This window comes from Pseudomonadota bacterium (assembly GCA_018823135.1).
Taxonomy (GTDB): Bacteria; Desulfobacterota; Desulfobulbia; order Desulfobulbales; family CALZHT01; genus JAHJJF01.
On sequence record JAHJJF010000034.1, the window covers coordinates 1 to 25,342 of the forward strand.

Here is a 25,342-nt window from a genome sequence, read left to right on the forward strand (position 1 = left end):
GAGGTCAACTAGCGGATATAGGAAAGAAATTCATTCTCGTCGATAATCGTTAAATTCAGGTCTTGCGCCTTTTGGATTTTGCTGCCTGGTTTTTCCCCGGCAACAACATGGGTCACTTTTTTATTGATTGAAGATGCTATCTGCCCGCCGAGTGACTTAACTCGGGCTTTTGCTTCACTCCGTGAAAATGAATTGAGCGATCCGGTAAACAGAAAAACCTTTCCGGAGAGGGGGAGATTTTGTTTTAAGAATATATTCGGGCTGTTGAGAATCAGTCCATGGTTGAACAGTTTGGCAATCATTTCTCGATTTGTCGTATCAGTAAAATAACCGGCAAGGCTTGATGCAATCTGTTCTCCCACCCCTTCAATTTCCTGCAGATCTTCAATCGTGGCCTGGAGAATTCGTTCCAGGGAGCCGGAAAAATGTGCTTCAAGAAGATTGGCTATTTCCTCGCCCACATGACGAATGCCCAGGGCGCTGAGCAGGCGCGAAAGACTGGTGTTTTTTGATTTTTCAATGGCGGCAACGGCATTGGCTGCGGAAAGTTCGCCCCATCCTTCAAGGTTCGAAAGCTGGTCAGTCGTGAGGGAGTATAAATCTGAAATTTTTTGCACAAGTCCTTCGGACACAAGCTGCTTCATAGCCTTTGCGCCGAGCCCCTCAATATCCAAACCTGCTTTTGAGGTGAAATGGATGAGATTCCTGAGTTGTTGAGCCGGGCAACTCGAGTTCGGGCAGCGGAAAGCAGCTTCAACATCGCCTTTTTGGATATTTTCTTCCTGGATCAACTTATGGGTGCACTCAGGACATTTATCCGGAAAAACAATAACGCTCTCGTTTCCTGTCCTTTTTTCGATAATTGGTTTAACTATTTCTGGAATGACATCTCCGGCTCTCTGAATGAGAACCGTGTCGCCTAAAAGCAGACCTTTTTCTTCAATCTGCTTTTTGTTGTGGAGTGTAGCGCGGCTCACCGTGACTCCACCGACAATGACCGGCTCAAGGTTGGCAACGGGAGTGATGACCCCGGTTCTTCCGACCTGGAATTCCACACTCAGCAGTCTGGTCGTTGCCTGGGATGCTGGAAATTTTGCTGCTATGGCCCAGCGCGGACTTCTCGCAGTTACCCCTAACCGGCGTTGCAGGTCAAGGGCATTGACCTTGACCACCATGCCGTCGATATCATAGGGAAGATCGGCGCGAATATTCAGGAGATGTTCATATAAATCAATGATTTCCCGGATGGATTGACAGTGCCGGGTCAGGGTGTTGATCTTGAACCCTGAGGCCTCAAGGAAACCGAGGATGGCGCCCTGGGTGTGCAAATCCTGTTGGTGTGCTGCGTCACTTATGCCATAGGCAAAAAAATCCAAAGGTCTTTTGGCTGTCAACTTTGGGTCCAATTGTCTGAGGGACCCTGCTGCTGCGTTTCGCGGATTTGCAAAAAGTTTTTCCCCGGCGGCCGACCGTTGCGCATTCAGGCGATTGAATCCCTCGACTGAAATATAGACCTCGCCTCGTACCTCTAATGTTTCCGGAATGGAACCGTCGGCATTGGATTTGAGTTTTAGAGGGATGCTGGCAATTGTTTTAAGATTCTGGGTGATATCTTCGCCAAAGCGGCCGTCCCCCCTGGTTGAGCCGAGGGTTAATGCGCCGTGTTTGTAAACAAGTTCAACGGCCAGGCCGTCAAGCTTTGGTTCCCCCATATAATCAAGGGTGCCGTCAAAATTGAGAAACCTTCGAGTTTTTTCTTCAAATTTTATAAGATCATCAGCGCCAAAGGCATTATCCAGGCTCAACATTGGAATTCGATGTTCAACACTCTGAAACTGTCCCAGGGCAGCGCCGCCAACCCTCTGGCTGGGGGAATCAGGGAGTATGATATCCGGATATCTTTCCTCCAGAGCCAGAAGCTCCTGATAAAGGGTGTCATATTCTCCATCTGAGATAACCGGATCATCCTTGACATAATACAGCTGGGAATGATGATTCAGCTCGTCACGCAAAGTTGCAAGGCGTTTTTTCGCCTTTGCTTTTTCAGTCATTGAATGGCTATCCAGCGTGAGTTGTTTGCGTGATGCTTCCTGCTCAGGACGGTTTTTCAAGAAGTTTTCCTGCAATCGCGATGTTTTCATGTTGTTCTTCATCAATGAAAATCAGGATTGTCTCCGGCGGTTTGCCCGCAACACGGGAAATAACTTCTGTAACGCCGGAAGAGATTTCCTGCTTTTGTTCTCTGCTGAGAGAGCCGGCGACCCGGATGTTAACATATGGCATGGGAACCCTCCTTTAGGGCAAATTTGGGTTAAGCTGATTGGATTGATTTAGGCAAACAAAAAATGCCGTGAAGCAAGGCAAAATCCTTTGCCAAGTCTATAAATGTGAACAGGAAATTTAATTTTTTTTACAATAGTATATAAAGTAAAAGATGGGAGAAAAATAGACAAGGGGAATGATATTTGACTGAAGAGTTGGCTGACGAATCAGCAATTACTATAAACAATTCCTTTAGCACGAGAAGTCGGGTAAATTGTTGAGACACGATAATCATTCTAAGGGAATTTTTCATATGAACAAACCACTTATTCTGCTTACCAATGATGACGGAGTCTATGCTCCCGGGCTCAAGGCAATTTGCGATGTAATGAGAAATATTGGTCGAATCGTTGTTGTCGCTCCTGAACGGGACAACAGCGCCGCAAGTCATTCCCTTACCATGCACCGACCGCTCAGAGTGAGAAAGATTGATGAAGACGTTTACATGATTGACGGAACACCAACCGACTGCGTGACAATCGGCATAGGAATGGTGCTTGACGAAAAGCCGGCACTGGTGGTTTCAGGAATCAATCCGGGGGGAAACCTCGGTGATGATATAAGTTATTCCGGCACGGTTTCCGCAGCGGTGGAAGGAACCATGCTCGGGGTGCCCTCCTTTGCAGTATCCCTGGCAGGGGAGGCGCCCTTTGATTTTTCAGCCGCCGCTGAATTTTCCGGGCAATTGGCCGGGAAGATTCTTGATAAGGGCCTTTTCCGGGAGACATTGCTCAATGTCAATGTTCCCAATATCAGCAAGGAGTTGATCAAGGGGGTGCGCTATACCAGGCAGGGGAGAAGGATTTACGAGGGGGCAATCAAGGAAACCAGCGACCCCTGGGGAAGAAAACATTACTGGATTGGTGGCGGCACGCCTCTATGGGATGGGCGAGAGGATACGGATGCCAGTGCCGTTTTAAAGCAGTATGTTTCAATCACCCCCATCCACCTTGATTTGACAAACTATGATGCCTTGTCACGGCTTCGCCAGGACTGGCCCGTTGACATTGATTGGACTCGTTGAATGGAATCATCCGGAAATCTTGCAAATGATCCATTATGGCGGGAAATGCTGGAAACCGGTTTTCTGGGTGATTTTCCGGTCAGCTATCGGGATGTTGTTGACTCCACAAATGTCATAGCAATGGACATGGCTCGTTCCGGCGCTCCCACCGGAACCGTAGTTGTTGCCGGGAGTCAGACGTCCGGCAAGGGAAGGCTTGGAAGAAAATGGCTTTCGCCGCCGGGATCCGGCCTTTATTTTTCAATAATCCTGAGGCCGCGGCTGGCGCTTGATGATTTGTCGAGAATCACCCTTGCCGCAGGCGTTGCGGTCTGCCAGGCACTTGAAGCGACAACCGGTTTGTCGCCACGGCTGAAATGGCCCAATGATCTTTTGCTGAACGGTAAGAAATTCTGCGGTATTTTAACTGAAACCGCCGGGATATCATCTCCTGACTCAATCCCGGTTATCGTCGGCATCGGTATGAATGTTCTGAACGCTAAGAGTTCTATGCCTGCTGATTTGCAGGGAAAGGTTACGTCTCTCTTTGAAGAGGGGGAAACTGTTTACGGCAAAGGAGTGCTGCTCGAAGAATGTGTAGCGCGGGTGCTGGGGCAGGTGGATGTTTTGGAGAAAGGGGACTTTAATGCCATTATTCGGGAATTTGACAGAAGAGATGCGATCAAGGGGAAACATTGTTACTGGCTGACGCCGGCAGGCGCGGTGGTTTCAGGGGTTTCGCTGGGTGTGGATGAGCGGGGAGTTCTCCATATCCGCGATAATCAGGGCAGAGTTTCAGAAGTCATTTCTGGAGATATAAATCAGAAAAAACCATAAAAAAGAGCCCCGAAGGACTCTTTTTTATGGGCTACGTGAACGCTTTAATTAGTATCGATAATACTCAGGCTTGTATGGCCCGTCGGCAGGCACATTAATATATTCAGCCTGTTCCTTGGAAAGCCTGGTCAGCTTCGCGCCGATTTTTTGCAGATGCAGCATGGCCACCTTCTCGTCAAGGTGCTTGGGCAGAAAGTAAACCTTGTTTTCATATTTGCCGGGGTTCAGCCAGAGTTCAATCTGGGCCATGACCTGATTGGTAAAGGAATTGCTCATGACAAAGCTCGGATGACCGGTTGCACAGCCAAGGTTAACCAGGCGGCCCTCAGCGAGGACGATAATCCGTTTACCGTCAGGAAAGATCACGTGGTCCACCTGGGGTTTGATGTTCTCCCACTCAAGCTTTCTGATGGAGGCAATATCAATTTCGCTGTCAAAATGGCCGATATTGCAGACTATTGCCTGGTCTTTCATCTGCTCCATGTGGTTTCTGCCGATCACCTTGAGGTTGCCGGTTGCGGTAACAAAGATATTACCGATGGCCGCGGCTTCATCCATTGTTGTAACCCGGTAGCCTTCCATGGCCGCCTGCAGGGCGCAGATGGGGTCGATTTCCGTGACATAGACGGTTGCGCCCATTCCTCTGAGCGCCTGGGCACAACCCTTGCCCACATCGCCGTAACCGCAGACCACGGCGATTTTTCCTGCAATCATCACGTCGGTGGCGCGTTTGATGCCGTCAATGAGTGATTCGCGGCAGCCGTAAAGATTGTCGAATTTTGATTTGGTCACCGAATCGTTGACATTGAATGCCGGCGTCATCAGGGTGCCTTTGTTCATCATTTCAACAAGCCGGTGGACACCGGTTGTGGTTTCTTCGCTGATGCCGCGGATGTCCTTCATCATTTCAGGATATTTTTCATGCATGATCTGGGTGAGGTCGCCGCCATCGTCGAGAATCATATTGGGCCGCCAGTTGTTCGGGCCGAAGATTGTCTGTTCGATACACCACCAGAATTCCTCCTCTGTTTCACCTTTCCAGGCAAAGACCGGGATTCCAGCGGCCGCGATAGCTGCTGCAGCATGATCCTGGGTGGAAAAAATATTGCATGAGGACCAGCGGACTTCAGCGCCGAGCTCCACAAGGGTTTCGATGAGGACGGCGGTCTGAATTGTCATGTGGAGGCAGCCGCCGATTCGTGCTCCCTTGAGCGGGTTTTTTCCGGCATATTCTTTTCGAACCGCCATCAGCCCGGGCATTTCGGTTTCAGCGATGTTGATTTCCTTTCTGCCCCATGCGGCTCCGGCCATATCTGCGACTTTATAATCCGCTGCAGTTGTCTGCTTACTCATAATGTATACTCCTTCAAAAAACTTTCTTGTATCAACGGCGCCGGCAATGTGAAGAAAAACAAAAGCGCCTGTTGAGTAATTGTTTCAGGTGATTATTTTATTTTGGCAGAACTTTTCAATGCATCCGCCTTATCGGTTTTTTCCCAGGTAAAGGACTCATGCTCGCGACCGAAATGTCCATAAGCCGCGGTTTTTTTGTAAATGGGCCGCAAGAGGTCGAGGTGCTGGATAATGGCTTTGGGGCGCAGATCAAAATGCTCGAGGATCAGATTTTTTATTTTTTCATCGCTTATCTTGCCGGTTCCAAAAGAATTAACATTTATGGAAACGGGTTGGGAAATGCCAATAGCGTAGGCAATCTGCACTTCCACTTCAGTGGCAATGCCGGCGGCCACAATATTCTTTGCAACATATCTGCCCATATAGGAAGAGGAGCGGTCAACCTTGGAAGGATCTTTTCCGGAGAAAGCGCCTCCGCCGTGAGAACCCATGCCGCCGTATGTATCGACGATAATTTTTCTGCCGGTGACCCCACAGTCGCCAACCGGGCCGCCGATCACGAAACGGCCGGTGGGGTTGATGAAGTATTTGGTGTTTTTATCAATCATGTTTGCCGGGATAATCGGTTTGATGATTTCTTCCATGACGCCTTCTTTCAGGTCTTCATAGTCAACGTCAGGGCTGTGCTGGGTGGAAAGAACCACGGTGTCAACCCGCTTCGGCTTTTTATTTTCGTATTCGATGGTAACCTGGCTTTTGGCATCCGGGCGTAACCAGGGAAGAAGGCCGGCCTTGCGTACTTCGGATTGCCGCTTCATGAGGCGGTGGGCATAGGTGATGGGCATTGGCATGAGCACCTTGGTTTCTGAGCAGGCATAGCCGAACATCAGGCCCTGGTCGCCAGCCCCTTGGTCTAGGTCAATACCTGTGCCCTCATTAACGCCCTGGGCGATATCCGGGGACTGCTTGTCAATGCTGGTGAGCACCGCGCAGGATTGCCAGTCAAAGCCCATATCGGAAGAATTATAGCCTATTTCTTTAATTGTCTCTCTGACAACCTGGGGCATATCCACCCAGGCTGAGGTGGTGATTTCACCTGCGATAATCGCCATTCCGGTGGTGACCATGGTTTCGCAGCCAACGCGAGACAATTTGTCCTGAGCGAGAATCGCATCGAGGATAGCGTCTGATATCTGGTCGGCAACCTTATCGGGGTGGCCTTCTGAAACTGATTCGGATGTAAACAGATAATTGCTCATTATCGTCCTTCCTTTGTTGAAAAGGTTTTGAAAAGTATAATAAGTTATTTAGTGTTGCGATAAACCGTTAATTATTGAGCAAAAGCGACGCCTCTGTCAAGAGAAAATGTCAATCAGTTGAGATATTTCATCTGCAGATTCCGTACCTCATCTGCAAGTTCTTCATTGACCGGGGTTTCGAGACCTAGAAGCCGGGCCTCGCGAATAAGCGCACCGTTAATGGCTTCTATTTCGGTTTGGCGCTGATTCCTTATATCCTGCAGCATGCTTGAAATGTTTTGAGAAGTTGCCCTGCACACGGTCTCGGTAAGAGAGACAGGGTTTTCTGAAATCGTTATCCCTTTTGCTTTTGCGACGTGCAGGGCTTCTTTGACCGCGGCTCTCAACTGGTTTTTGATGGACGGCGTTTCCAATAACCTGCCGTTTGGGCAATTATGAATTGCGGTTAAGGCGTTGATGCCGATATTAATGAGAAATTTATTCCAGATCTTTGAAAGAATATCGTTGGTAATTACTGTTTCAAAACCGGCACTATTTAATAGTTCGGCTGCATGGGCAAGCTTTGCAGCTTCCTGGTCATTCGCAGGAGATAAAAAGCCTAAGGAGGTAATACCTGTGCCACCGAAACGTACACGTCCCTGATCGACCAGCGTCGCACCCATAGAGGTTACGCCGGCAACCCAGGGGGAGGACATCTTTTGTTGCAGGATATCCAGATGGTTGATGCCGTTTTGAAAAGCCAGGAGCAGACTTTCCCGCGATAATAGTTGCGACATGGAGACCAGGGCGCTTTCTGTGTGGTGCGATTTAACGCAGAGAAAAACGAAATCGGCAATTCCTATGGTTGACGCATCATGGGTAACCGGGATTGACTTTTTTGTTTCAGTGCCGCCCCGTTCTAGAAAAATGCCCTGCCGCGACAGCAGCAGGGCACGTTTGGGGTCATGGTCTAAAAGCCATATGGCATGATCGGTTCCTGCAGCAAGTGATGATGCCAGCAGGCAGCCTAATGCTCCCGGGCCTATTACAACGATTTTCATGGTGTCTCCCTTCATGGACAGACACTATTTGAACAAGTGCGTTACTTAATAGCTGCTTCCTCGACAAGTACTTTATATTTATAGCCGGCGCCAAAATCTTTATCAGCCGCCAGAATGCCTTCAATGGTAATAACATCACCAAGGTTGGGGGCGGAGGAAGAAGTTACGACAAGATCATGTGTGTTTTTTGCGGGGTCGCCGGAACCGTCCTGTAAATGGATCCAGTTTCTGCTCATAACGTTCGGGGTGACCTTTACGACTTTTCCTTTAACTGTGACTTTTTTGGCGTTCAAAGCCGCACTCTTTTTAAAGAGATCTCCTACCTTATGTGCATTTTCTCCGGTCGCTTTGTCAATTTTGAGTTCAGTAAACGGAACAACGGATTTTGAACTGCCGGTGCCGGAAGCATCCGAAGTCGGTTGATTCATGCTGCCGCCTTCAGCGCTTAACGCATCGTTGAATGATCCGCCGCCCATGCCACCCATAGCACCTCCACCGTGGGGAGATGATGCGCCCCAGCTCGGCGAGGCATTTGGAGCTGCCGTTGGTTGGCCATCGGCAAAACCGGATGCGAAAATCAGTTTGTCAAAGGTTCGGTCGAGAGATTTGCTGGGAAAATCATGCATAACCATGCTGTATATAACACTTACTTCATCACCGACTTTTACATCAGCTGAAGGAAGGGCAACCCATGTTTTTTCCGTGCCCTGATCCAGGTGTATATACGTGTATCCGCCGGCAGGAAGAGCCTCAAGTACTTTTCCCTTAATGGTGGTGCCCCTTAAGGGGTCCTGGTCAATATTGGCAGCCATGTCTTCTTGCTGTCCGGTTGCTTGATTCGAAGAAGTGGTGGCAGTTTTGTCATCACCGCATGAAGCTATGAACGCTGTCATCAATACAACACAAATTATACAACCTAGATTTTTGAGATTAGTGGTCATGGAAAATAACTCCTCACTTGGTTTTTTATAAAAGTATTTTGTTAGCTCGTTAATTTTTCGGCAGCGTAAAAAGCAGGATGCGGACGTATTCCGCATCTAGCTTGTTGATATTACGAGAGGCGCTAATTTAGCATTCAATTTGTTGCGAGACCATCAAAATTAAATATGCCGCAAAATAATCTTACGGCATGTTGGCCGGTTCCTAGTCGGTTGAAAAGCGGCGATGGGCGCTATTGTCCGGAATAGGAAAAGGTTAACTGTTTGTTTTTCAGGCCGACTTTTGTGGTGCCGCCCTTTGAAAGTTGACCAAAAAGAATTTCATCGGTCAGTTTATTGCCAATCTCCTGCATGATCAGGCGGCGCAAGGGGCGAGCGCCATAATCAGGATCGTGCCCCTTATCCGCGAGCCAAGACCTGGCAGCAGGAGAAAGATGAATAATAACATTTTTTTCGGAAAGCTGCATCTGAAGTTCATAGACCAGTTTGTCAACGATTTGTTCCATGACTTTTTTCTGGAGCTGGTCAAATGTAATTATCGCATCAAGTCTGTTTCTGAATTCAGGTGAAAAGAGATTTTTAATCGCCTTTTGTTCTTGGCCCTTTTTTTCCGACATGAAACCGATGGGCTGGCCGCTCATCTCTCGTGCTCCGGCATTGGTGGTCATGATAATAATGACATTTCGAAAATCGGCGCGGCGGCCGGAATTGTCAGTTAAGGTTGAATGGTCCATTACCTGCAGAAGAATATTAAAAACATCGGCATGGGCTTTTTCAATTTCATCAAGGAGAAGTACGCTGTAGGGGTGTTTCCTAATCGCATCGGTCAACAGACCGCCCTGGTCAAAACCAACATAGCCCGGAGGAGCGCCGATGAGTCTGGCCACTGCATGTTTCTCCATGTATTCGCTCATATCAAAGCGTTCAAAATGGATGCCCATTGCAAAGGCCAGCTGGCGTGCGACCTCGGTCTTGCCAACACCGGTGGGCCCTGCAAAGAGAAAGGCTCCGGTGGGTCGTTCTGGTTGTTTAATGCCAGCTCTTGAGCGCTTGACAGCAGTGACAATTGCATCAATGGCATGATCCTGGCCGAATATCTGGCTTTTCATGGTAAGATCCAGCAGGCGCAGATGCTCTACATCAGAACTTGTTGTGGATTGTACGGGAACCCGTGCCATGCTTGCCACAACAGCTTCCACATCCCGAACAGTGACGGTTTTCCTCCTTTTGCCTGGTTTTGCAAGCCTGAAGCGTGCGCCGACCTCGTCAAGAATATCAATGGCCTTGTCCGGCAGAAAGCGGTCATTGAGGTATCGTACTGCAAGTTCAGCCGTGGCTCTGATGCAGGGCGCGGTGTATTTAACGCCGTGGTGCTCTTCATATTTTGACTTGAGACCTTTTAATATTTCGCATGTTTCAGCAATTGAGGGCTCTTCGATGTCGACTTTCTGAAATCGCCGGGAAAGGGCGCGGTCCTTTTCTACATAATTTTTATACTCTTCATAGGTAGTGGAGCCGATACATCGCAGCGTCCCGGCCTGGAGCGCAGGTTTCAGGAGGTTTGAGGCATCCATGCTGCCGCCGCTGGTAGCGCCGGCGCCGACAATGGTATGCATCTCGTCAATGAAAAGGATAACGTTTTCATCGTTTTCAACTGCCTTGATAACTGCTTTGAGCCGTTGCTCAAAGTCACCCCGGTATTTCGTGCCTGATAAGAGGGTGCCCAGGTCCAGCATGCGGATTTCTACATCCTGCAATAAGTCTGGAACATCTCCATGATGAATTTGAAGCGCCAGTCCTTCAGCGATGGCGGTTTTCCCTACACCGGGCTCACCGACGAGCAGGGGGTTGTTCTTCTTTCGTCTGCAAAGGATCTGCATGATCCGCTGCAGTTCATGATGTCTGCCGATGAGGGGATCAATCTTGCCTTCACGTGCAAGTTTGGATAAATTTACTGTAAACTTGTCCAGATCGGATTCAGGCTTTTCTTCGTGACTGGTATTTTCCCTGGGGGCAATTTTTAAGCCGGGCATTGCATGCGAAACATATTCGACAATATCAAGTCGGTTGATCCCTTCTTTTTTGAGGAAATAGACGGCAAAGGAGTCCGGTTCGGCAAACAGTGCAACCAATGCGTCACTGGGAGAGACTTCCTCCTTGCCGCTGCTTTGAACGTGGGCAATGGCCCGTTGCAGCACCCGGTTAAACCCTATGGTCTGAATGGGGTCGTTGGCAATCCCTTCTTTTATGACCGGCACATGAGTTTCAAAGAACTCTTCAAGGTTTTGTTTTATTTTTTCAGTGTCACCGCCGCAACTTAAAATGATCTGAACGGCAAGATCATCGTGCAGGAGACCGTATAGAATATGCTCTACGGTCACATATTCATGTTTGTGGATTTTTGCTTCACGAATGGCCATAACCAAAGCCATTTCGAGTTTATGATTTATCATATCTTAGAGCTCCTGAAAAGAGTTCGGTTTTAAGCCTTTTCAATTGTGCATTTAAGCGGATGTTCGTTCTGCCTGGCGTACTCGTTGACCTGGGTCATTTTTGTGTCGGCAATTTCACGGGGGAAGACACCGGCTACGCCGACGCCGTGATTATGTACTGTGAGCATAATGGCAGTAGCCTCAGTCTTTGTTTTGTGAAAGATCGCTTCAAGGATCATCACAACAAAGTCCATTGTCGTATAATCATCATTATGCAGTAAAACCTTGAACAGGGGTGGCTCTTCTACTTCCTGCCGTTGCTCGACTATGGCTTGCCCATCAAGATCTTTTTGTTCATGACTCATGGCAACATATACTCCCTTTTATCTCATCATGGCTCGTTTCAGTCCTGCATTGAAACAATGTGTCATTATTATGCCGATCCCTGAACCGACTATTTCGTAAGTCCATTGCGGAAATATTGGCGTCTGGTCATGCACTGGTAACTTCTACTAAATATCTAATAATCATTTATCGTTCAAGATGCACGTTTTTGGAAGATATTTTTCTTATGAAAAATCAGCACGCTGTATTTCGGGGGCAGCGGGCAGGAGTTGCCCAAAGAGATAATTTTCAAGGAGCAATGCATCGGAAATACCCGTACTCTTTATCTGAAACTCGGTTTCAAGCAACCGGGAAAGGCCTTTTTTTAAATGAGCAATGGAGAAAGATTCTGCCTGGGTGAAAAGTTTATACACAACATAAGGATGGCCGGAAAGAATATCAGCCGGCTCATCAAGGCAGGCCTTCAGGGATGGCAGGTATCCTTTTTGAAAGCCGTCAAAGGATTGTCTGCTGTATCTGGGATTTTTCAAGCCCTGAAATGCTTTGGCCGTCAGCAGCTTTCTGGTAATATTCCGCAGCCCGGAAAGGACCGCCAGCGGATGAATGCCGTGTTCCCGCAATCGGGTGAAAATCAGGATCGCCTCCGATAGATTGCCGGCGGCAAACGCTTCGGTGAGTTCATACATTGCCTCCTCACGGGTGCGCCCGATAACCGCATCGATATCCCTTGAAGAAATGGTTGTTTGGTCGCCGGTATACAGGGCAATTTTTTCTGTCTCCATGACCACTGCCACCGGATGGAAACCAACTCTTTCAAGCAGTCGGGTCAGGGCTTTTGGTTCGATTTTTTTATTGAAGTCTGCAAGGGTTCTCTCAACCAGTTCGCGTAAAACCACGTCCTGTTCATTGCGGGCTGCTGTGCTGAAGCCCGTGTCAACCGAAAGGTCGATAACCGCGCAGTTTTTCGCCATGAACTTATACAGGCGTTTTCTTTTGTCTACAGTATCTGCAAGAAGGATAAGGATATTGTTTTTTGGAATACCGGCTTCGAGAGTATCGACATACCTGTCGGCGATATCCGTACTTTTAGAATGAGTTGATGCGCTATTTTTTGCCGGAGGTGTGGAGGCGATTGTCTCTTTTATCCAGGAAAGATTTTCGCTGGGTTTTGGAAAGCCGAAGAGGTTTTTCCAGCCATTGGCGTTTAATTCTTCAAGCTCATCCAAGTCTGCCCCGGAAGTATCGATAAGTTGCGCAAGATATCGCCCGGCCTCTTTCGAATCATTTGCGTCATGGGCGTTTTTTGCTTTTTCCCAGATTGATTTAGAGACGGTTTTTGAATGAAACAGTCTGGAATCGGTGACCCGGATTATCTGGCTACCGGGAAAGAGATTGAAAGTCCGCAACAGGTTCAGGGTGTTCTCCGGATCTTCCTGGTCGCCGTCAAGATTCTTGAGATTGGCGGTCTGGTTTTTCTCCGGGAGCAGGGTTGAGATGATTTCGCCGGCAATTTCCCGGCAGAGAAAGCGTTCCCCGAAGATCAGAAAGGCGGGATAGGTCTTGCCCTGTTTGAGCTCTTTAAGCAGAGCGGTAATGTCTTTTCGTTTCCAGGCAGGCATAATGGTTATTTTTAAATGGAATTAATATGTTTAGGTGAATAGATATTTTAGTGCGGAGTAATTTCCATGGCCACTCATTTTTAAAAGAAATAGGATGGGAGCAATTTAAGCACGGATCAAGCATAAAGAAAAGTTGTTTCCCCGCCTGACAAGGATTACATTATATTGATAAATAATACTAAAAAAGGAAAAACACATATTTATGGGAACATCTGGCAGTAAAAGAACAGGGGTGATTCTTGGAGGGTCCGGCTTGATCGGTGGTACCCTCATGTATTATTTCAAGACCAGGATGCCGGTGGAGATGGAGATTCTTGCGCCAAACAGCAAGAAACTGAGTCTAAGGGTGCCCGGCGACATTAATCAGTATTTTACCAATGTGCGGCCGGATTTTATAGTCAATGCAGCCATCGCAGCCATTGATAGCGATCCGCAGATGGCCTTTGAGGTGAATTATCTCGGTACTGTAAACCTTGCGAGAAAGGCCCTGGAGCTAGGTGTTCCTTATATCCATATCAGCTCGGCGGCGATTTTGCCACCTGGAGAAAATCTGACAGAAGACGATCAGTTGCCCCTTTCAGCAGATCTTTCAAATTATGCCAAATCAAAATTGATGGCTGAGATGACCCTCAAACATATGCATGAAAAAGAGGGTCTTGACTATTCAATAATCAGGCTGGCTGTGGTCTATGGCAAGCATGACCATAAAATCCAGGGGTTTCACCGTTTGTTTTTTTCAATTGCCGACCAGTCAATGCCGGTTTTGCTCACCAGGCGCGGAGTCATGCATTCGTATTCCAATTCCTCAAAATTGCCTTATTTTATCCACCATATTCTTGATAACCGGGATGAATTTTCCGGAGAAACCTATAATTTCGTGGATTCCAGCCCGGTAGAACTTGCACAGATAATCCTGACAATCAAGGCCTACATGGAGATGAGCGTTCCTAAAGAAATATATTTACCGTATCCCGTGGCCAAGGCAGGAAGGAAGATCATAGATCTGCTCATTCGGGGACTGGCAAAAATTGGCATCGAAGCAAGAATGCCGGGTGAGTTGATGTTTCTTGAAAATTTTTATAAGACCCAGACCTTGTCTGCAGAAAAACTTAATCGCTCAAGCTATGTAGATCCAGCTCCCGAAAAGACAGTATTCACTCAACTGCCCGACCTTATCCAGTACTATACGACCAGATGGGAGCAGTTGAACCTTATCGAGCCGATCAACAGGGAGTTTTTTGATCCCAGAAAATGTGCTGACGAGTTTCTCCGTTCACCAGAAGAACTCATTGAAGCCATTCACACCGGAAAAGTCGATCCTGCGGCAAATGGATTCGATGTCTGTAAACAGGCCGGGGCAAGCATTGAGAGCAGCAAGGGAGTGAGTTGACCGTCGCATCCTGAAAGGTTTATTTGCTCAGGGCATACTCAAACTGCTCTACTGAGTATCCATGGATGTAATGGGTTGTATTGCGACCCCTGATTACCACAAACGGCACGCCGCCACGTGTATCGAGTTTTGCTTTTCTCGCCGCAGCTTCGGGGTCTTTTTCAATGTCATAAGCAACATACGGGATTCCCTTTGACTCGAAATAATTTGTCGCTTTTTTGCAGTATGGACACCAGCTGGTGACATATATCTCGACCTTTGGGGCCTGGGCAATCATTTGAGGGTCTGAAAAGAGTGCTCGCTGCCCGGGTTCAATTTCGGGGGAGAATGATGAAACATGGCCCGTGTTTCCCGCCAGTTGGAAAGCAGGAACAGCCGAAACCGATAAAGGGCCGAGTAAGAGTAGAAGGAATACCATGATGCAGGGAATAGCGTATGATTTGGTCATTATTGTCTGTCTCCGGAAAGTTATAAAACACAAGTTGTTAGCAATATAAGCATTGATGCCAGATGGGTCAAAGCAAATAACCAGAACTATGCAAATTCAAGGGTAACGGGGCAGTGGTCAGAGCCGATGATCTCTTTTGCGATAGATGCTCCTTTGACGCGCTTATCGCTTTTTTTATCCACGGCAAAATAATCAATCCGCCAACCGATATTCCTGGCCCGGGCATTGAACCGATAACTCCACCAGGTATAATTGTCCGGTTCCTGGTTGAATTTCCGGAAAGTGTCGATATATCCGGAATTGGTGAAGTCATCCATCCATGCCCTTTCCCGTTCTGAATAACCAGGATTTTTTTCGTTTTCTTTTGGATTCTTGAGATCAATGGGCTTATGGGCGACATTGAAATCGCCGCAGATTACCACGGATTTCTGTTTTGCCAGCGTGTCGGCAAAAGCCTGGAGGGCTAAATTGAATGCGATTTTATAGTCAATGCGGTTCAGTCCGTGCTGGGCATTGGGGAAATAGGCATTGATGAAATAGAAGTCGTCAAACTCAAGGGTCAGCACCCTGCCTTCCGAATCGAATTGTGGCTCATCGATTCCAACGAGAACCTTTATCGGCTTCTTTTTTGTGTATACGCAGACTCCGGAATAACCTTTCTTTTCAGCGGAATGCCAATATGCCTGATAACCAGGAATTGCCCGAAGGGCCTCAGAGAGTTGGTCCGGCTGGGCCTTGATTTCCTGAAGCGCAAGGATGTCCGGTGCGGTGGCGGCAACAAAATCGAGAAAACCTTTTTTTTCTATGGCGCGGATGCCATTTACATTCCAGGAAATAAATTTCATTTTACCGTTATCTTTTACCTTTTTTTAACAATGGGTGTCTTTCGCGGAGTTACACCGATTTTCGGGCAATCCTGATTAATCACACATCGATCACAATGCGGCGAAACCGGCCGGCAGGTTCCCTGCCCGAAGGCAACAAGGGTTGAGTTGATTGTCAGCCAGTATTTTTTGGGAAGTTTTTCCCGAAGAATCATTTCCGTTTCAAGGGGCGTTTTTGTCTGAACATACCCCCAGATATTTACAATGCGATGTACATGCGTGTCAACGCAAATGGCTGGAATTTTATGGGCAACGGCCAGGACGAGGTTTGCTGTTTTTCTGCCGACTCCGGGCAGGGTTAATAACTCATCAATGGTGTCTGGAACCTTGCCGGCAAATGTCTCAAGAGCCTCGGGAAGTTTCGCGAGATAGCCGGCCTTGGATTTGTAAAAGCCCACCGGATAAATCAGTTTCATTATTTTTTGTTCAGAAAGTCGGGCAAGATTGTGTATGTCCGGCGCTTTTTTGAAGAGCCTGGCTGTGGCCAGGGCGGTGGTTTCATCTTTGGTCCGCGCCGAAAGAATAGTGGCAACAAGGACTTTATAAGGATCAGCGGTCTGCACGGCAATAAGATCAACAACCGGGACGGCATATGATGCGACTTCTTTTTTCAGAACATCGAGTATCCGGCCAATGTTTTTGGAAATAATTTTGCCTTGTACTTTCATATTGCTTAACAGGAAGAGTTATTTGTGCTTCGACCTCAGTCCGGGTGGATTGGGTGTTCAGTGAGCAGAACGACAAAATAAAATGTCATGATAAAATGAATTCCCTGGGATTTGATTTGAAAAGCTTCAACTATTTAAATATTTTTGCTTGACAGAAACCGTATCGGAGCATTAAGAATTACCCCCAATTTCTCTGATTTTGTTTCATGCCGTAGGGACTTGGAACAGAATCAGGAATATACCATATTTAATAACATTTTACATAAGTTAAGATTAGGGTATGGAGGAGGAAAAAATGTTGAAAGAAACAATGGGGAAGATGGGGAAAGCCGCCACAGCGTTTATCTGTGTAACGGCTCTGACCCCGGCGCTGGTTTTTGCCAGTGAAACAGCGGCAGCTGTGCCTGCCGGTGAAGCACAGGCATGGTGGGTCATGCCGCTTATACTGCTCGTGGTGACCTTTGTCATGGGGATCCTTGCAGTTCTCGGTGGAGTTGGTGGCGGTGTTTTGTACGTGCCGATCATCAGTGGTTTTTTTCCGTTTCATCTTGATTTCGTCCGCGGCTGCGGTTTACTGGTAGCGTTGTGCGGCGCCCTGGCAGCAGGACCTGGCTTGTTGAAGGCCAATCTTGCAAGCTTGAGGCTTGCGATTCCGGTTGCCCTGATCGCTTCAACCATGGCTATTGTCGGCGCCATGGTCGGCCTGGCCCTGCCTACAAATGTTGTGCAGATATCCCTGGGCGCAGTAATTCTTGGTATCGTGGTCATAATGCTGTCCGCCAAGAAGTCTACCATTCCTGATGTCCCGAAGGCCGATGCCCTGTCCTCGGCCCTGCGGATAACCGGTGTCTTTTATGAACCCTCCATGAAGCAGGAGATCGACTGGAAGGTGCACCGTACTCCCTTGGGGTTGGCCACTTTTGTCATCATTGGTTTCATGGCCGGCATGTTCGGTCTGGGCGCCGGTTGGGCAAATGTCCCTGTATTGAATCTGATGATGGGTGCACCGCTCAAAATCAGTGTTGCAACTTCAAAATTTCTGCTTTCCATCACTGATACCTCTGCTGCCTGGATTTATTTGAATAAGGGTTGCGTTATTCCGTTGATGGTTGTTCCGTCACTCATCGGCATCATGCTCGGTTCCTTTATCGGTGTGCGGCTGCTCAAGGTCGCCAAACCGACATTCATCCGCTGGATGGTTATCGCTATTCTCACCTTTGCCGGCGCCAAGGCCTTGACCAAGGGCTTGGGTATCGAGTTGTTCTAAAGTATTAAGGAGAAAAACATCATGACTCAATCAAATATACAAGCCACGGAAGAACAGGTTCTGTACGCCAAGATCCTTGAAAAAGGGATGTACTTCGGCCTTGCTCTAATGTTTATTACTTTTGCCCTCTATGTATTCGGGGTTATGAAGCCGGCAATTCCGCTGGATCAACTGGCCAACTACTGGCACCTGCCGGTCACATCCCATGAAGCCACAGCTGATCATGAAGCGGTTGTCGGTTATATTGAAAAAATGAATCAGGAATATTTACATGAGGAACAAGGTATTACCGGCTGGGCCTGGGTGAAGTTTGTTGGGAAAGGGGATTTTTTGAATTTTATTCCCATTGCCATTCTTTCCGGAGTAACCATTCTCTGCTATGGCGCCATTGTTCCGGGTCTCTTCCGCAGGGGTGATACCGCCTATGCGGTGATGGCTATTGTTGAAGTGCTCATTCTGTCCCTTGCGGCAAGTGGGTTACTCACTGTCGGTCATTAAGCTTCCAGTTATTTATTAGTTTTTATAAGAGCTCATCTGCATTCGAAGTTTCGGAAGCTGATGAGCTCTTTTTTTTGTGTATTCAGCCGGGGATGGTTTGGTCTTTTATCATAACCCCCGTTGTATCTGGTGATTATAAATTAACAAAACCTTGAAAAACGGCATAGTGATTGAGTTAAAGGTCTCAGGTGAAGTTTATATAAGGGGGTGGGTGGTTCGTCTTGTATCGAAGTCCTCAAGGTTACTGCTGTCCGGGTATAAACCAACGAAACAACTATTTCCTCCAGGATATATGTTTATGAAAACGATTTTCTCTCTGTTGATTATTTTGATTATAGGATCATTGCCGGCATGGGCCAGCGGCGGCGGCCAGGAAACGGCTGCTATTGATATGAGCTCCACCGCATTGGGGTATGCCGCAGTGATTCTTTTCATTGCCGCATACACCCTGGTTATTTTTGAAGAAAAACTTCATATGCGCAAAAGTAAACCGGTGATTCTTGCAGCCGGGATTATCTGGGTTCTTGTGGCAATTGCCTATGCCCAGCTGGGTGATACGCATACGGCCCATGAGGCAATCAAACAAAATTTCATCGAGTATGCCGAACTGTTACTTTTCCTGCTGGCTGCCATGACCTATATCAACTCCATGGAGGAGAGAAATGTCTTTCAGGCGTTGCGGGCCTGGCTTGTCACCCGGGGATTTTCTCTGCGGGTGATTTTCTGGATTACCGGATTGCTTTCATTTGTCATTTCACCGATTGCAGATAATCTCACCACCGCGCTTCTCATGGGGGCGGTTGCCATGGCTGTGGGTGGTGAAAACAAAAAATTCGTCACCCTTGCCTGTATTAATATTGTGGTGGCGGCAAATGCCGGAGGGGCATTTTCTCCCTTCGGAGACATCACGACGCTTATGGTCTGGCAAAAGGGCAAGGTCGAGTTTGTCGAATTTTTTGCGATTTTTTTCCCGTCGCTTATCAATTGGCTGGTGCCGGCGGTTTTCATGCATTTTGCAATCAGCAAGGAATGCCCTGCAAAGTTGGATGAAAAGATCTCCATGAAGCTTGGTGCCAAACGAATCATATTTCTTTTTCTGTGTACGATTGCCACAGCGGTTTCATTTCATAATTTCCTGAACCTTCCGCCGGCAGCAGGCATGATGCTTGGCTTTGGATATCTTGGCTTTTTTTCCTATTATATTAAAAGAACAGAGCAGCGATTAAATGACCATGTCGGACTTCTTGGTTTACGCCAGGAGGAGTTTCCCCGGCCCCCGGACGCGCAGGTTGCCCATTTTGATTTGATGCGCCGGGTGGCCCGATCCGAGTGGGATACGCTGCTGTTTTTCTATGGAGTAATTCTCTGTGTAGGCGGGTTGGGACAATTCGGATACCTGATACTGGTTTCAAATTTCATGTACACGGGGCTTGGCCCCACCTATGCAAATATCCTGGTGGGGATCCTGTCGGCGATTGTAGATAACATTCCGGTGATGTTCGCGGTACTGACCATGGATCCGGTCATGTCCCATGGTCAGTGGCTGCTGGTGACGCTGACCGCCGGAGTCGGGGGCAGTCTTCTGTCAATTGGTTCTGCTGCCGGGGTTGCTTTAATGGGAACGGCGCGGGGTGTATATACATTCGGGGCCCACATGAAGTGGACCCCGGTTATTGCTTTAGGGTATGCGGCAAGTATAATCTGTCATCTGCTGATCAATAGCCGTTATTTTACGCATTGATCAGCAGAAAAGCCTGCCTTGATTCGTTGTTAGTCGGTCTTTGTAGCACGTTCCAGGATCTTGTATGTCCTTTGGACCATTTCTCGCGGTTCCACCATGAGGCCTGCCTGAATCAGGGCATTATCCAGAATCTGTTCAACAATACTCTTGGCAAAATCCTCGTCTTTGCCTTTCAGGGCCGACAGATTTTTAATCAGCGGATGGTGCGGGTTTATCTCGAGGTTTTTGGCGCCGAATTTCTGGAATTCATTGCCTTGAGCCTGCATGATCCGTTCCATGCTGCTGGTCATGAAGCCGTCCGGATTAACAATGATTGCCGGACTGTCAACCAGGCGTTTGGATGCATGCACTTCTTTTATTTTATCGCCCAGGGCTTCCTTGATCCACACCGTGAGATCGTCAGTGGTTTTTGCATCAAGGGATTCTTCAGTTTCTTTATCAGTCCCTTTTTTGTCATTTTTGATCTCCGGCAGCTCGATATCGGCACGATCTGCTGAAATCAGTTTCTTTTCGTCAAACTGTCCAAGATGGCTCATGACAAAATCATCAATGGGCTCCAGGGTGTAGATGATTTCAATGTCACGATTTTTAAAGGCTTCCACATATGGTCCAGCTTCAACGGCTTTACGATTCGGTCCATTTATATAATAAATTTCTTTCTGGTCTTCCTGCATGCGCTCGACGTATGCGGCAAGGGAAATTATTTTCCCTGGTTCGGATTTGGAAGATTCAAACCGCAGCAGCTTGGAAATATCTTCACGGTGCGTATAGTCGGAGGTTGCACCTTCTTTGAGGAAAATACCGAAATTTTTCCAGAATGTTTCGTAAGCCTCCGGGTTGTTTTTGGCTTCTTCTGAGAGATGCTTTAAAAAGCGCTTGGTAATGATTTTATTGAGTTTGACAAGCAGGGCATTGTCCTGAAGGGCCTGCCGGGAGATATTCAACGGCAGGTCATCGCTGTCAATTACGCCTTTGAGGAAGCGGAGCCATTCCGGCAGGATGTTCTTGCTGTGCTGCTCGATGAGGACTTTCTGGCAGTAGAGGCTGACGCCGGGTTCCATGCGCCCGAAGCCCATGTTTTCAAAATTGTCCTTTGGGGTGAAAAGCAGGGCTTTGATTGCCAGGGGCGCGTCCGTTTCAAAATGCAGGCGATAGAAAGGGTCGTCAATGGCATTGGCCACGAATTTATAAAACTCGTTGTATTCTTCATCCTTCAAATCGCTTTTCTTTCTGGCCCAGATTGCCTGGACGGTATTGATGGTTTCATCATCCATTTTGATCGGGAAGGGAACGAAGCTTGAGTATTGCTTGATAATCCTTTTGAGCTCATTTTCATCGGCAAATTTTTCGGCATCATCGTTGAGATCAATAATAATTCTTGTGCCCCGTCTGATTCCGGGAGCCTCTGAGATCGTATATGAACCGCTTGCATCAGAAGACCATTCATGTCCGTCTTCCTCAGGCTTGTAGGATCTGGATTGTACAAGCACTCTTTTAGCAACCATGAAGGCGGAGTAAAAGCCGACGCCGAACTGACCGATAAGATTGACGTCTTTTTTTGCCGCATCTGCCAATTCGGTGAGAAACGTTTTTGATCCTGAATGGGCAATGGTGCCAAGGTTGCTGATTAATTCATCCTTGGTCATACCGATGCCGGTATCGGTTATTGTGAGGATTTTTTCTTTTTTATTCACGTTAATATTGATTTCAAGGGGGACATGGCTGTCAAAGACCTCTTCCTCAATGAGACTGTGGTGACGGAATTTTTCAAGGGCATCGGCGGCGTTTGAAATCAATTCGCGTAAAAAGATTTCACGCTCGGTGTATAATGAATGAATGACAATATCTAAAAGCTTTTTAACTTCGGCCTGGAATTCTTTGGTTTCGGGTTTTGATGTGGATTTTTTCTTGGTCATGTTCGCGTCCCTCGCAAGGCGTAATACTTGATTTCTCAAGTGTTGGTGGGCATTAATTGTCTCAATAATATGTTCATCAGTCCGGAAGAAGCAGTTTTTCAAGGTTTGTACAAAGTAGCCCCGATAAAATAATCATCCTCACTCCACTGTCAAGACGTGAAGAAATCTGAAAAGCTTTGGGGTATGATCGAGGGTAAAAAATAACCTTTCATTATGAAAGGAAACCGGAGAAACTATTCATTTTTGCCACAGCTACTGAAAAATGGGATGAGGGGCTGAAACAGAATAGGGGGAAAACAAGCTTTTCCCGAGAGGATATGGGTATGTTTCGCCGAGCTGGCGGGAAGGGAAAAAAGAACTTCTGGATTACAACCCCGGTGCAGGAAAAGTTTTTCCGGAAATTTTACTTTTTGCAAAGAGGAAAAAGAGAGAGTTGATTGTGTAAATAATCCGCCAGTGAGGAGCAAGCTTTTTTTCAGCCTGCAAGTGAGGAAAGCCAACTCTTAACGATCTGCGATATGCCTTGATCGTTAATTGCGCTTGCCAGACAAGCTATTGCCCAGAATCCTACTATTGCTGCGGCTCCGCCAATGAGCAGGAGATTGGTTTTTGAGACTGCCTCCACTCCATCCTTGGCAGAGCCGGAATTACCGAAGCGGGTATCGGGTTTTTCTTTAACTTTTACTGTGGCGATCGCTCGTGGTCCATCATCCATGAAACCGGTTCCTTCAGGTATTCGTAAATTTTATATAATTACATTCCTGCTACAGCGGTGAACCAAGCTTTTGTCATCGCTAAAGGGCCATTGGACACTACTGCGGCGACAAAACAGGTTGCTGCCCAGAGTCCGATCAACGCGGAGGTGCCGCCCATGACAGCGATGGCTCCCTTGGAGATAGTATCGATTCCAGCTTGAGTATTTGCGTGTGCGCCGGTTGTTGTCTGAGTTCTTATGTTTGTCATGATGATCTCCTTAAATATCAATTAATTAATTTTCATTCAGTCAGATTACATTCCAGCCACAGCGGTAAACCAGGCTTTGGTCATTGCCAGCGGTCCATTGGAAAGGACTGCGGTGGCAAAACATGCAACAGCCCAGAGTCCGATCAGTGCGGAGGTGCCGCCCATGACAGCGATGGCTCCCTTGGAGATAATATCGATTCCAGCTTGAGTGTGTTCGTGTGCGCCGGTTGTTGTCTGAGTTCTTATGTTCGTCATGATGTCCTCCTTGGTATGTTTTGAAAAATGAATTTTTAAGTTCGTTGTCATTTGCTTTCTCTATATTGCCAGAAGCGTGCCAACTAGTATTTATGTAATCATATCAAGCTGTTGATGTTTTCGCGGCATGGGTTTCATGTCAGAATGGCATGAAAAATTGTCATTCTGGCAAAGAGAAATGTGTTGGTTTTGTTTTTTTCTGTGAAATTAGTTTTTGAACCGGACTTATGTGGGCGCAGGGCATGCCGAGGAGGAAGATTTCCAATTACAACGTGAAGGATTGCGATCCAGATCTGAACAATAAAAAGGATGTAGGATTGATAAAAGATTTTTGGAAAGAAGAGTTAATCCGCTTTTCTCCCAATTTTTACATGCCGATTTTATAAAACTCAGACATCATTATCTGAGGACTGTGTAATTTTAAACCATTGCTTATTGGTAGCGAGGTGCCCTTGAGAAATGCGGGCTAAGTGCTACTGAGGAAGGTCCGGCTTTTTGAAATAATCCGGCAACTCCAGTTTGGGGGGCAGCCGTATTTTCCGCGTTATTCCAGAAGCTCTGCTGGAAGGATGATTTCAACAGCATTTTTATTGACATCCATGAACTTGGATTTGAAAAGGATATTTTCAGAGCTGCGGTCGGACACTTCTGCGTTTGTAACCGCAAAGAAGGTTTGGACTTCGTCAACATAATCGGTAAGGCGTGATCCAGGCATGAGGTCAATTTCACCTTTGATTCTATAAGTGTTTGTGAAAATGATTACCGTGGTATTTGGCTTTTCTTCTTTCATCTGGGCCTCCCATGATTCAAGGACTGAAAAAGCAATTAGATATAATTCCGCCTGACAATGTTATAAAATATGCGTTTAAGTATTGTCAAAAGAAAACACCTCCAAAGAGTCGCGCGCCGAAACCTGTTGCCACCCGGAAGCCGATCGTTCACCGCCTCTTCAACCGTAAGAGTTTACGTCGGTTTTGCGGTATGAGGCGTGAATTTGTGCCGCAGTTGCAGGGCACGCAGGGAAAGATTTGCTGGTTTAAGATAGGGACTGAGGAAGAAATGGGATTATAATAAAAGGGCGTTCCGGTAAAACGGAAAATACTGACTTGCTTTTTCCGGAAAAACAGAATATAGTAAGTTTAATATTTCGGTAAACCGGAATGCGAGAGGTTGGGAGCAGTTTAATCCTTGTTGGGTTAAAGATGTATCTCCCTGTAATAATAAAGCAAAAATAATTTATTCATAAATCAGGCAAAACAGGTAGCGCTGGTGGTATAAAATTTGCAAAAATAAGTGATGACATTTTAATTGATCTTGCTAATAGCAGACTGATTGCGTACTATTAATTTAATATCTTCCTGAAACCAATAAGAGGTTTTACCATGAACAAAAAAGTTTTGATAATCTCCGCCGCACTTATTTCTCTTGTATTCATCGCTGCAGGCACAGCTCCGGCATTAGAGATAGTTCCGGATAGCTACACTTTTACACCCAGCGCAGGTTACCAGCACGAAGGGACTTGGACATATGACGACCCGGGGCTTTCCAAGCTTACCGACGGGATCTATGGTGAAGACAATTGGACTGTAAATCAAGGTGCCGAATGGGTTGGCTGGCAAGGGATTGCTTGGGACGGCTCATACGTAGACGGTAAGATTACCAAGGAAAATTATGATTTTCGCTCAATTGAGTTGAATTTTGATTTTGGAGAAGTAGTCACTTTGAGTTCGCTGGTTTTAGGTATTAATCAGGATGCGCTGTTTACCTGGAATGTTGTTTTCCCCAGTTATATTTCCGCAGAAACAATATCTTCCACCCTGGAAACACCATATGATTCAGCCAATTCAGGGCCTAATCCTCTTGGAAACGTCTATAATAATGGTAGACGTCATGATGTGATTTTTAATTTTGACCCCATTACAACCTCTACATTTTCAATCACTCTGAACAATGCAGACAATTTTGATAAGCTCCTGTGGGAAAATTTTAACGATGGGATGTTCTGGATTTTTGTTGATGAGGTTGATTTTTATGATAAGCATGTGAATCCGGTTCCTGAGCCCGCAACCATGCTTCTTTTCGGAACAGGCCTTGCTGGATTGGCTGGAGTAATCCGGAGAAAAACAAAGAATTTATTAAAATAACATTTATCGAATTTATCCAT

At 46.9% G+C, this 25,342-nt stretch carries 24 protein-coding genes; 7 read left to right on the forward strand and 17 right to left on the reverse strand.

Annotated features, from left to right (window positions below; all coding sequences use genetic code 11):
• Positions 1-8: 8 nt before the first annotated feature.
• Together ligA and KKE17_02900 are read right to left on the reverse strand one after the other, a co-directional pair.
• On the reverse strand, positions 9-2,051 hold the full coding sequence (gene ligA, locus KKE17_02895) for an NAD-dependent DNA ligase LigA (protein ID MBU1708929.1): 2,043 nt from the start codon (positions 2,049-2,051) through the stop codon (positions 9-11).
• A gap of 43 nt (positions 2,052-2,094) precedes the next feature.
• Positions 2,095-2,283 carry a 4-oxalocrotonate tautomerase family protein gene (locus KKE17_02900; GenBank protein ID MBU1708930.1) on the reverse strand — a complete coding sequence of 63 codons (189 nt, stop codon included), beginning with the start codon at positions 2,281-2,283 and terminating at the stop codon, positions 2,095-2,097.
• Between the two features lie 292 nt (positions 2,284-2,575).
• Between KKE17_02900 and surE the strand changes: the two genes are divergently transcribed.
• Entirely contained in the window at positions 2,576-3,346 is a 771-nt protein-coding gene (gene surE, locus KKE17_02905; GenBank protein MBU1708931.1) for a 5'/3'-nucleotidase SurE, read from the forward strand.
• Positions 3,347-4,162: a biotin--[acetyl-CoA-carboxylase] ligase gene (locus KKE17_02910; GenBank protein ID MBU1708932.1), complete on the forward strand. Its 816-nt coding sequence runs from the start codon at positions 3,347-3,349 to the stop codon at positions 4,160-4,162.
• A gap of 48 nt (positions 4,163-4,210) precedes the next feature.
• Here KKE17_02910 and ahcY read toward each other — a convergent pair whose 3' ends face one another.
• From ahcY to KKE17_02945, 7 genes are all read right to left on the reverse strand, one after another.
• Entirely contained in the window at positions 4,211-5,515 is a 1,305-nt protein-coding gene (gene ahcY / locus KKE17_02915; protein ID MBU1708933.1) for an adenosylhomocysteinase, read from the reverse strand.
• Positions 5,516-5,607: 92 nt separating this feature from the next.
• The gene (metK, locus tag KKE17_02920) at positions 5,608-6,777 is read right to left on the reverse strand and encodes a methionine adenosyltransferase (protein MBU1708934.1); all 1,170 of its coding nucleotides are present in this window, start codon (positions 6,775-6,777) and stop codon (positions 5,608-5,610) included.
• Between the two features lie 110 nt (positions 6,778-6,887).
• Entirely contained in the window at positions 6,888-7,814 is a 927-nt protein-coding gene (locus tag KKE17_02925; GenBank protein ID MBU1708935.1) for a 2-dehydropantoate 2-reductase, read from the reverse strand.
• A gap of 41 nt (positions 7,815-7,855) precedes the next feature.
• Entirely contained in the window at positions 7,856-8,755 is a 900-nt protein-coding gene (locus tag KKE17_02930) for a DNA-binding protein (protein MBU1708936.1), read from the reverse strand.
• Between the two features lie 230 nt (positions 8,756-8,985).
• Positions 8,986-11,205, reverse strand: a complete 2,220-nt coding sequence (clpA, locus tag KKE17_02935; GenBank protein MBU1708937.1) for an ATP-dependent Clp protease ATP-binding subunit ClpA — start codon at positions 11,203-11,205, stop codon at positions 8,986-8,988.
• Between the two features lie 29 nt (positions 11,206-11,234).
• Positions 11,235-11,549 carry an ATP-dependent Clp protease adapter ClpS gene (gene clpS / locus KKE17_02940; GenBank protein MBU1708938.1) on the reverse strand — a complete coding sequence of 105 codons (315 nt, stop codon included), beginning with the start codon at positions 11,547-11,549 and terminating at the stop codon, positions 11,235-11,237.
• Positions 11,550-11,753: 204 nt separating this feature from the next.
• Positions 11,754-13,148, reverse strand: coding sequence for a DNA polymerase III subunit delta (locus KKE17_02945; GenBank protein MBU1708939.1), 1,395 nt, complete (start codon positions 13,146-13,148; stop codon positions 11,754-11,756).
• Positions 13,149-13,350: 202 nt separating this feature from the next.
• Between KKE17_02945 and KKE17_02950 the strand changes: the two genes are divergently transcribed.
• Complete coding sequence (locus KKE17_02950) at positions 13,351-14,538, forward strand: SDR family oxidoreductase (GenBank protein ID MBU1708940.1); 1,188 nt, start codon at positions 13,351-13,353, stop codon at positions 14,536-14,538.
• A 19-nt stretch (positions 14,539-14,557) separates the two neighbouring features.
• Here the strand turns inward: KKE17_02950 and KKE17_02955 are convergent, their stop codons facing one another.
• From KKE17_02955 to KKE17_02965, 3 genes are all read right to left on the reverse strand, one after another.
• Positions 14,558-14,815 carry a hypothetical protein gene (locus KKE17_02955; protein MBU1708941.1) on the reverse strand — a complete coding sequence of 86 codons (258 nt, stop codon included), beginning with the start codon at positions 14,813-14,815 and terminating at the stop codon, positions 14,558-14,560.
• Between the two features lie 257 nt (positions 14,816-15,072).
• On the reverse strand, positions 15,073-15,831 hold the full coding sequence (xth, locus tag KKE17_02960; GenBank protein ID MBU1708942.1) for an exodeoxyribonuclease III: 759 nt from the start codon (positions 15,829-15,831) through the stop codon (positions 15,073-15,075).
• 14 nt (positions 15,832-15,845) lie between these two features.
• Positions 15,846-16,538 (reverse strand): endonuclease III, encoded by a 693-nt coding sequence (locus KKE17_02965; GenBank protein ID MBU1708943.1) that lies wholly within the window; start codon positions 16,536-16,538, stop codon positions 15,846-15,848.
• Between the two features lie 319 nt (positions 16,539-16,857).
• Between KKE17_02965 and KKE17_02970 the strand changes: the two genes are divergently transcribed.
• The 3 genes from KKE17_02970 (at position 16,858) to nhaD (ending at position 20,044) form a co-directional block, all read left to right on the forward strand.
• Entirely contained in the window at positions 16,858-17,805 is a 948-nt protein-coding gene (locus tag KKE17_02970) for a sulfite exporter TauE/SafE family protein (GenBank protein MBU1708944.1), read from the forward strand.
• Between the two features lie 21 nt (positions 17,806-17,826).
• Positions 17,827-18,303, forward strand: a complete 477-nt coding sequence (locus KKE17_02975; GenBank protein MBU1708945.1) for a hypothetical protein — start codon at positions 17,827-17,829, stop codon at positions 18,301-18,303.
• 298 nt (positions 18,304-18,601) lie between these two features.
• On the forward strand, positions 18,602-20,044 hold the full coding sequence (nhaD, locus tag KKE17_02980) for a sodium:proton antiporter NhaD (GenBank protein ID MBU1708946.1): 1,443 nt from the start codon (positions 18,602-18,604) through the stop codon (positions 20,042-20,044).
• 29 nt (positions 20,045-20,073) lie between these two features.
• On the opposite strand, the gene htpG is transcribed toward nhaD, so the two are convergent.
• From htpG to KKE17_03005, 5 genes are all read right to left on the reverse strand, one after another.
• The gene (htpG, locus tag KKE17_02985) at positions 20,074-21,960 is read right to left on the reverse strand and encodes a molecular chaperone HtpG (protein MBU1708947.1); all 1,887 of its coding nucleotides are present in this window, start codon (positions 21,958-21,960) and stop codon (positions 20,074-20,076) included.
• Positions 21,961-22,435: 475 nt separating this feature from the next.
• Complete coding sequence (locus KKE17_02990; protein ID MBU1708948.1) at positions 22,436-22,675, reverse strand: hypothetical protein; 240 nt, start codon at positions 22,673-22,675, stop codon at positions 22,436-22,438.
• A gap of 38 nt (positions 22,676-22,713) precedes the next feature.
• On the reverse strand, positions 22,714-22,923 hold the full coding sequence (locus KKE17_02995; protein MBU1708949.1) for a hypothetical protein: 210 nt from the start codon (positions 22,921-22,923) through the stop codon (positions 22,714-22,716).
• Between the two features lie 45 nt (positions 22,924-22,968).
• On the reverse strand, positions 22,969-23,178 hold the full coding sequence (locus KKE17_03000) for a hypothetical protein (GenBank protein ID MBU1708950.1): 210 nt from the start codon (positions 23,176-23,178) through the stop codon (positions 22,969-22,971).
• Between the two features lie 544 nt (positions 23,179-23,722).
• Entirely contained in the window at positions 23,723-23,968 is a 246-nt protein-coding gene (locus tag KKE17_03005; protein ID MBU1708951.1) for a hypothetical protein, read from the reverse strand.
• A 592-nt stretch (positions 23,969-24,560) separates the two neighbouring features.
• Here KKE17_03005 and KKE17_03010 point away from each other — a divergent pair.
• Positions 24,561-25,322 carry a PEP-CTERM sorting domain-containing protein gene (locus tag KKE17_03010; protein MBU1708952.1) on the forward strand — a complete coding sequence of 254 codons (762 nt, stop codon included), beginning with the start codon at positions 24,561-24,563 and terminating at the stop codon, positions 25,320-25,322.
• The last annotated feature ends 20 nt before the right edge of the window (positions 25,323-25,342 follow it).

What these genes read in the sequence shown, in the direction of transcription:
- KKE17_02900 (MBU1708930.1), bottom strand. Translation starts at nt 2,283, where the DNA reads ATGCCATATGTTAACATCCGGGTCGCCGGCTCTCTCAGCAGAGAACAA.
- KKE17_03005 (MBU1708951.1), bottom strand. Translation starts at nt 23,968, where the DNA reads ATGAAAGAAGAAAAGCCAAATACCACGGTAATCATTTTCACAAACACT.
- clpA (MBU1708937.1), bottom strand. Translation starts at nt 11,205, where the DNA reads ATGATAAATCATAAACTCGAAATGGCTTTGGTTATGGCCATTCGTGAA.
- htpG (MBU1708947.1), bottom strand. Translation starts at nt 21,960, where the DNA reads ATGACCAAGAAAAAATCCACATCAAAACCCGAAACCAAAGAATTCCAG.
- KKE17_03010 (MBU1708952.1), top strand. Translation starts at nt 24,561, where the DNA reads ATGAACAAAAAAGTTTTGATAATCTCCGCCGCACTTATTTCTCTTGTA.
- KKE17_02990 (MBU1708948.1), bottom strand. Translation starts at nt 22,675, where the DNA reads ATGGATGATGGACCACGAGCGATCGCCACAGTAAAAGTTAAAGAAAAA.
- KKE17_02995 (MBU1708949.1), bottom strand. Translation starts at nt 22,923, where the DNA reads ATGACAAACATAAGAACTCAGACAACAACCGGCGCACACGCAAATACT.
- nhaD (MBU1708946.1), top strand. Translation starts at nt 18,602, where the DNA reads ATGAAAACGATTTTCTCTCTGTTGATTATTTTGATTATAGGATCATTG.
- KKE17_02950 (MBU1708940.1), top strand. Translation starts at nt 13,351, where the DNA reads ATGGGAACATCTGGCAGTAAAAGAACAGGGGTGATTCTTGGAGGGTCC.
- KKE17_02945 (MBU1708939.1), bottom strand. Translation starts at nt 13,148, where the DNA reads ATGCCTGCCTGGAAACGAAAAGACATTACCGCTCTGCTTAAAGAGCTC.
- KKE17_02970 (MBU1708944.1), top strand. Translation starts at nt 16,858, where the DNA reads ATGGGGAAAGCCGCCACAGCGTTTATCTGTGTAACGGCTCTGACCCCG.
- ahcY (MBU1708933.1), bottom strand. Translation starts at nt 5,515, where the DNA reads ATGAGTAAGCAGACAACTGCAGCGGATTATAAAGTCGCAGATATGGCC.
- KKE17_02910 (MBU1708932.1), top strand. Translation starts at nt 3,347, where the DNA reads ATGGAATCATCCGGAAATCTTGCAAATGATCCATTATGGCGGGAAATG.
- xth (MBU1708942.1), bottom strand. Translation starts at nt 15,831, where the DNA reads ATGAAATTTATTTCCTGGAATGTAAATGGCATCCGCGCCATAGAAAAA.
- KKE17_02965 (MBU1708943.1), bottom strand. Translation starts at nt 16,538, where the DNA reads ATGAAAGTACAAGGCAAAATTATTTCCAAAAACATTGGCCGGATACTC.
- KKE17_02975 (MBU1708945.1), top strand. Translation starts at nt 17,827, where the DNA reads ATGACTCAATCAAATATACAAGCCACGGAAGAACAGGTTCTGTACGCC.
- KKE17_02925 (MBU1708935.1), bottom strand. Translation starts at nt 7,814, where the DNA reads ATGAAAATCGTTGTAATAGGCCCGGGAGCATTAGGCTGCCTGCTGGCA.
- clpS (MBU1708938.1), bottom strand. Translation starts at nt 11,549, where the DNA reads ATGAGTCATGAACAAAAAGATCTTGATGGGCAAGCCATAGTCGAGCAA.
- KKE17_03000 (MBU1708950.1), bottom strand. Translation starts at nt 23,178, where the DNA reads ATGACGAACATAAGAACTCAGACAACAACCGGCGCACACGAACACACT.
- ligA (MBU1708929.1), bottom strand. Translation starts at nt 2,051, where the DNA reads ATGACTGAAAAAGCAAAGGCGAAAAAACGCCTTGCAACTTTGCGTGAC.
- KKE17_02955 (MBU1708941.1), bottom strand. Translation starts at nt 14,815, where the DNA reads ATGATTGCCCAGGCCCCAAAGGTCGAGATATATGTCACCAGCTGGTGT.
- surE (MBU1708931.1), top strand. Translation starts at nt 2,576, where the DNA reads ATGAACAAACCACTTATTCTGCTTACCAATGATGACGGAGTCTATGCT.
- KKE17_02930 (MBU1708936.1), bottom strand. Translation starts at nt 8,755, where the DNA reads ATGACCACTAATCTCAAAAATCTAGGTTGTATAATTTGTGTTGTATTG.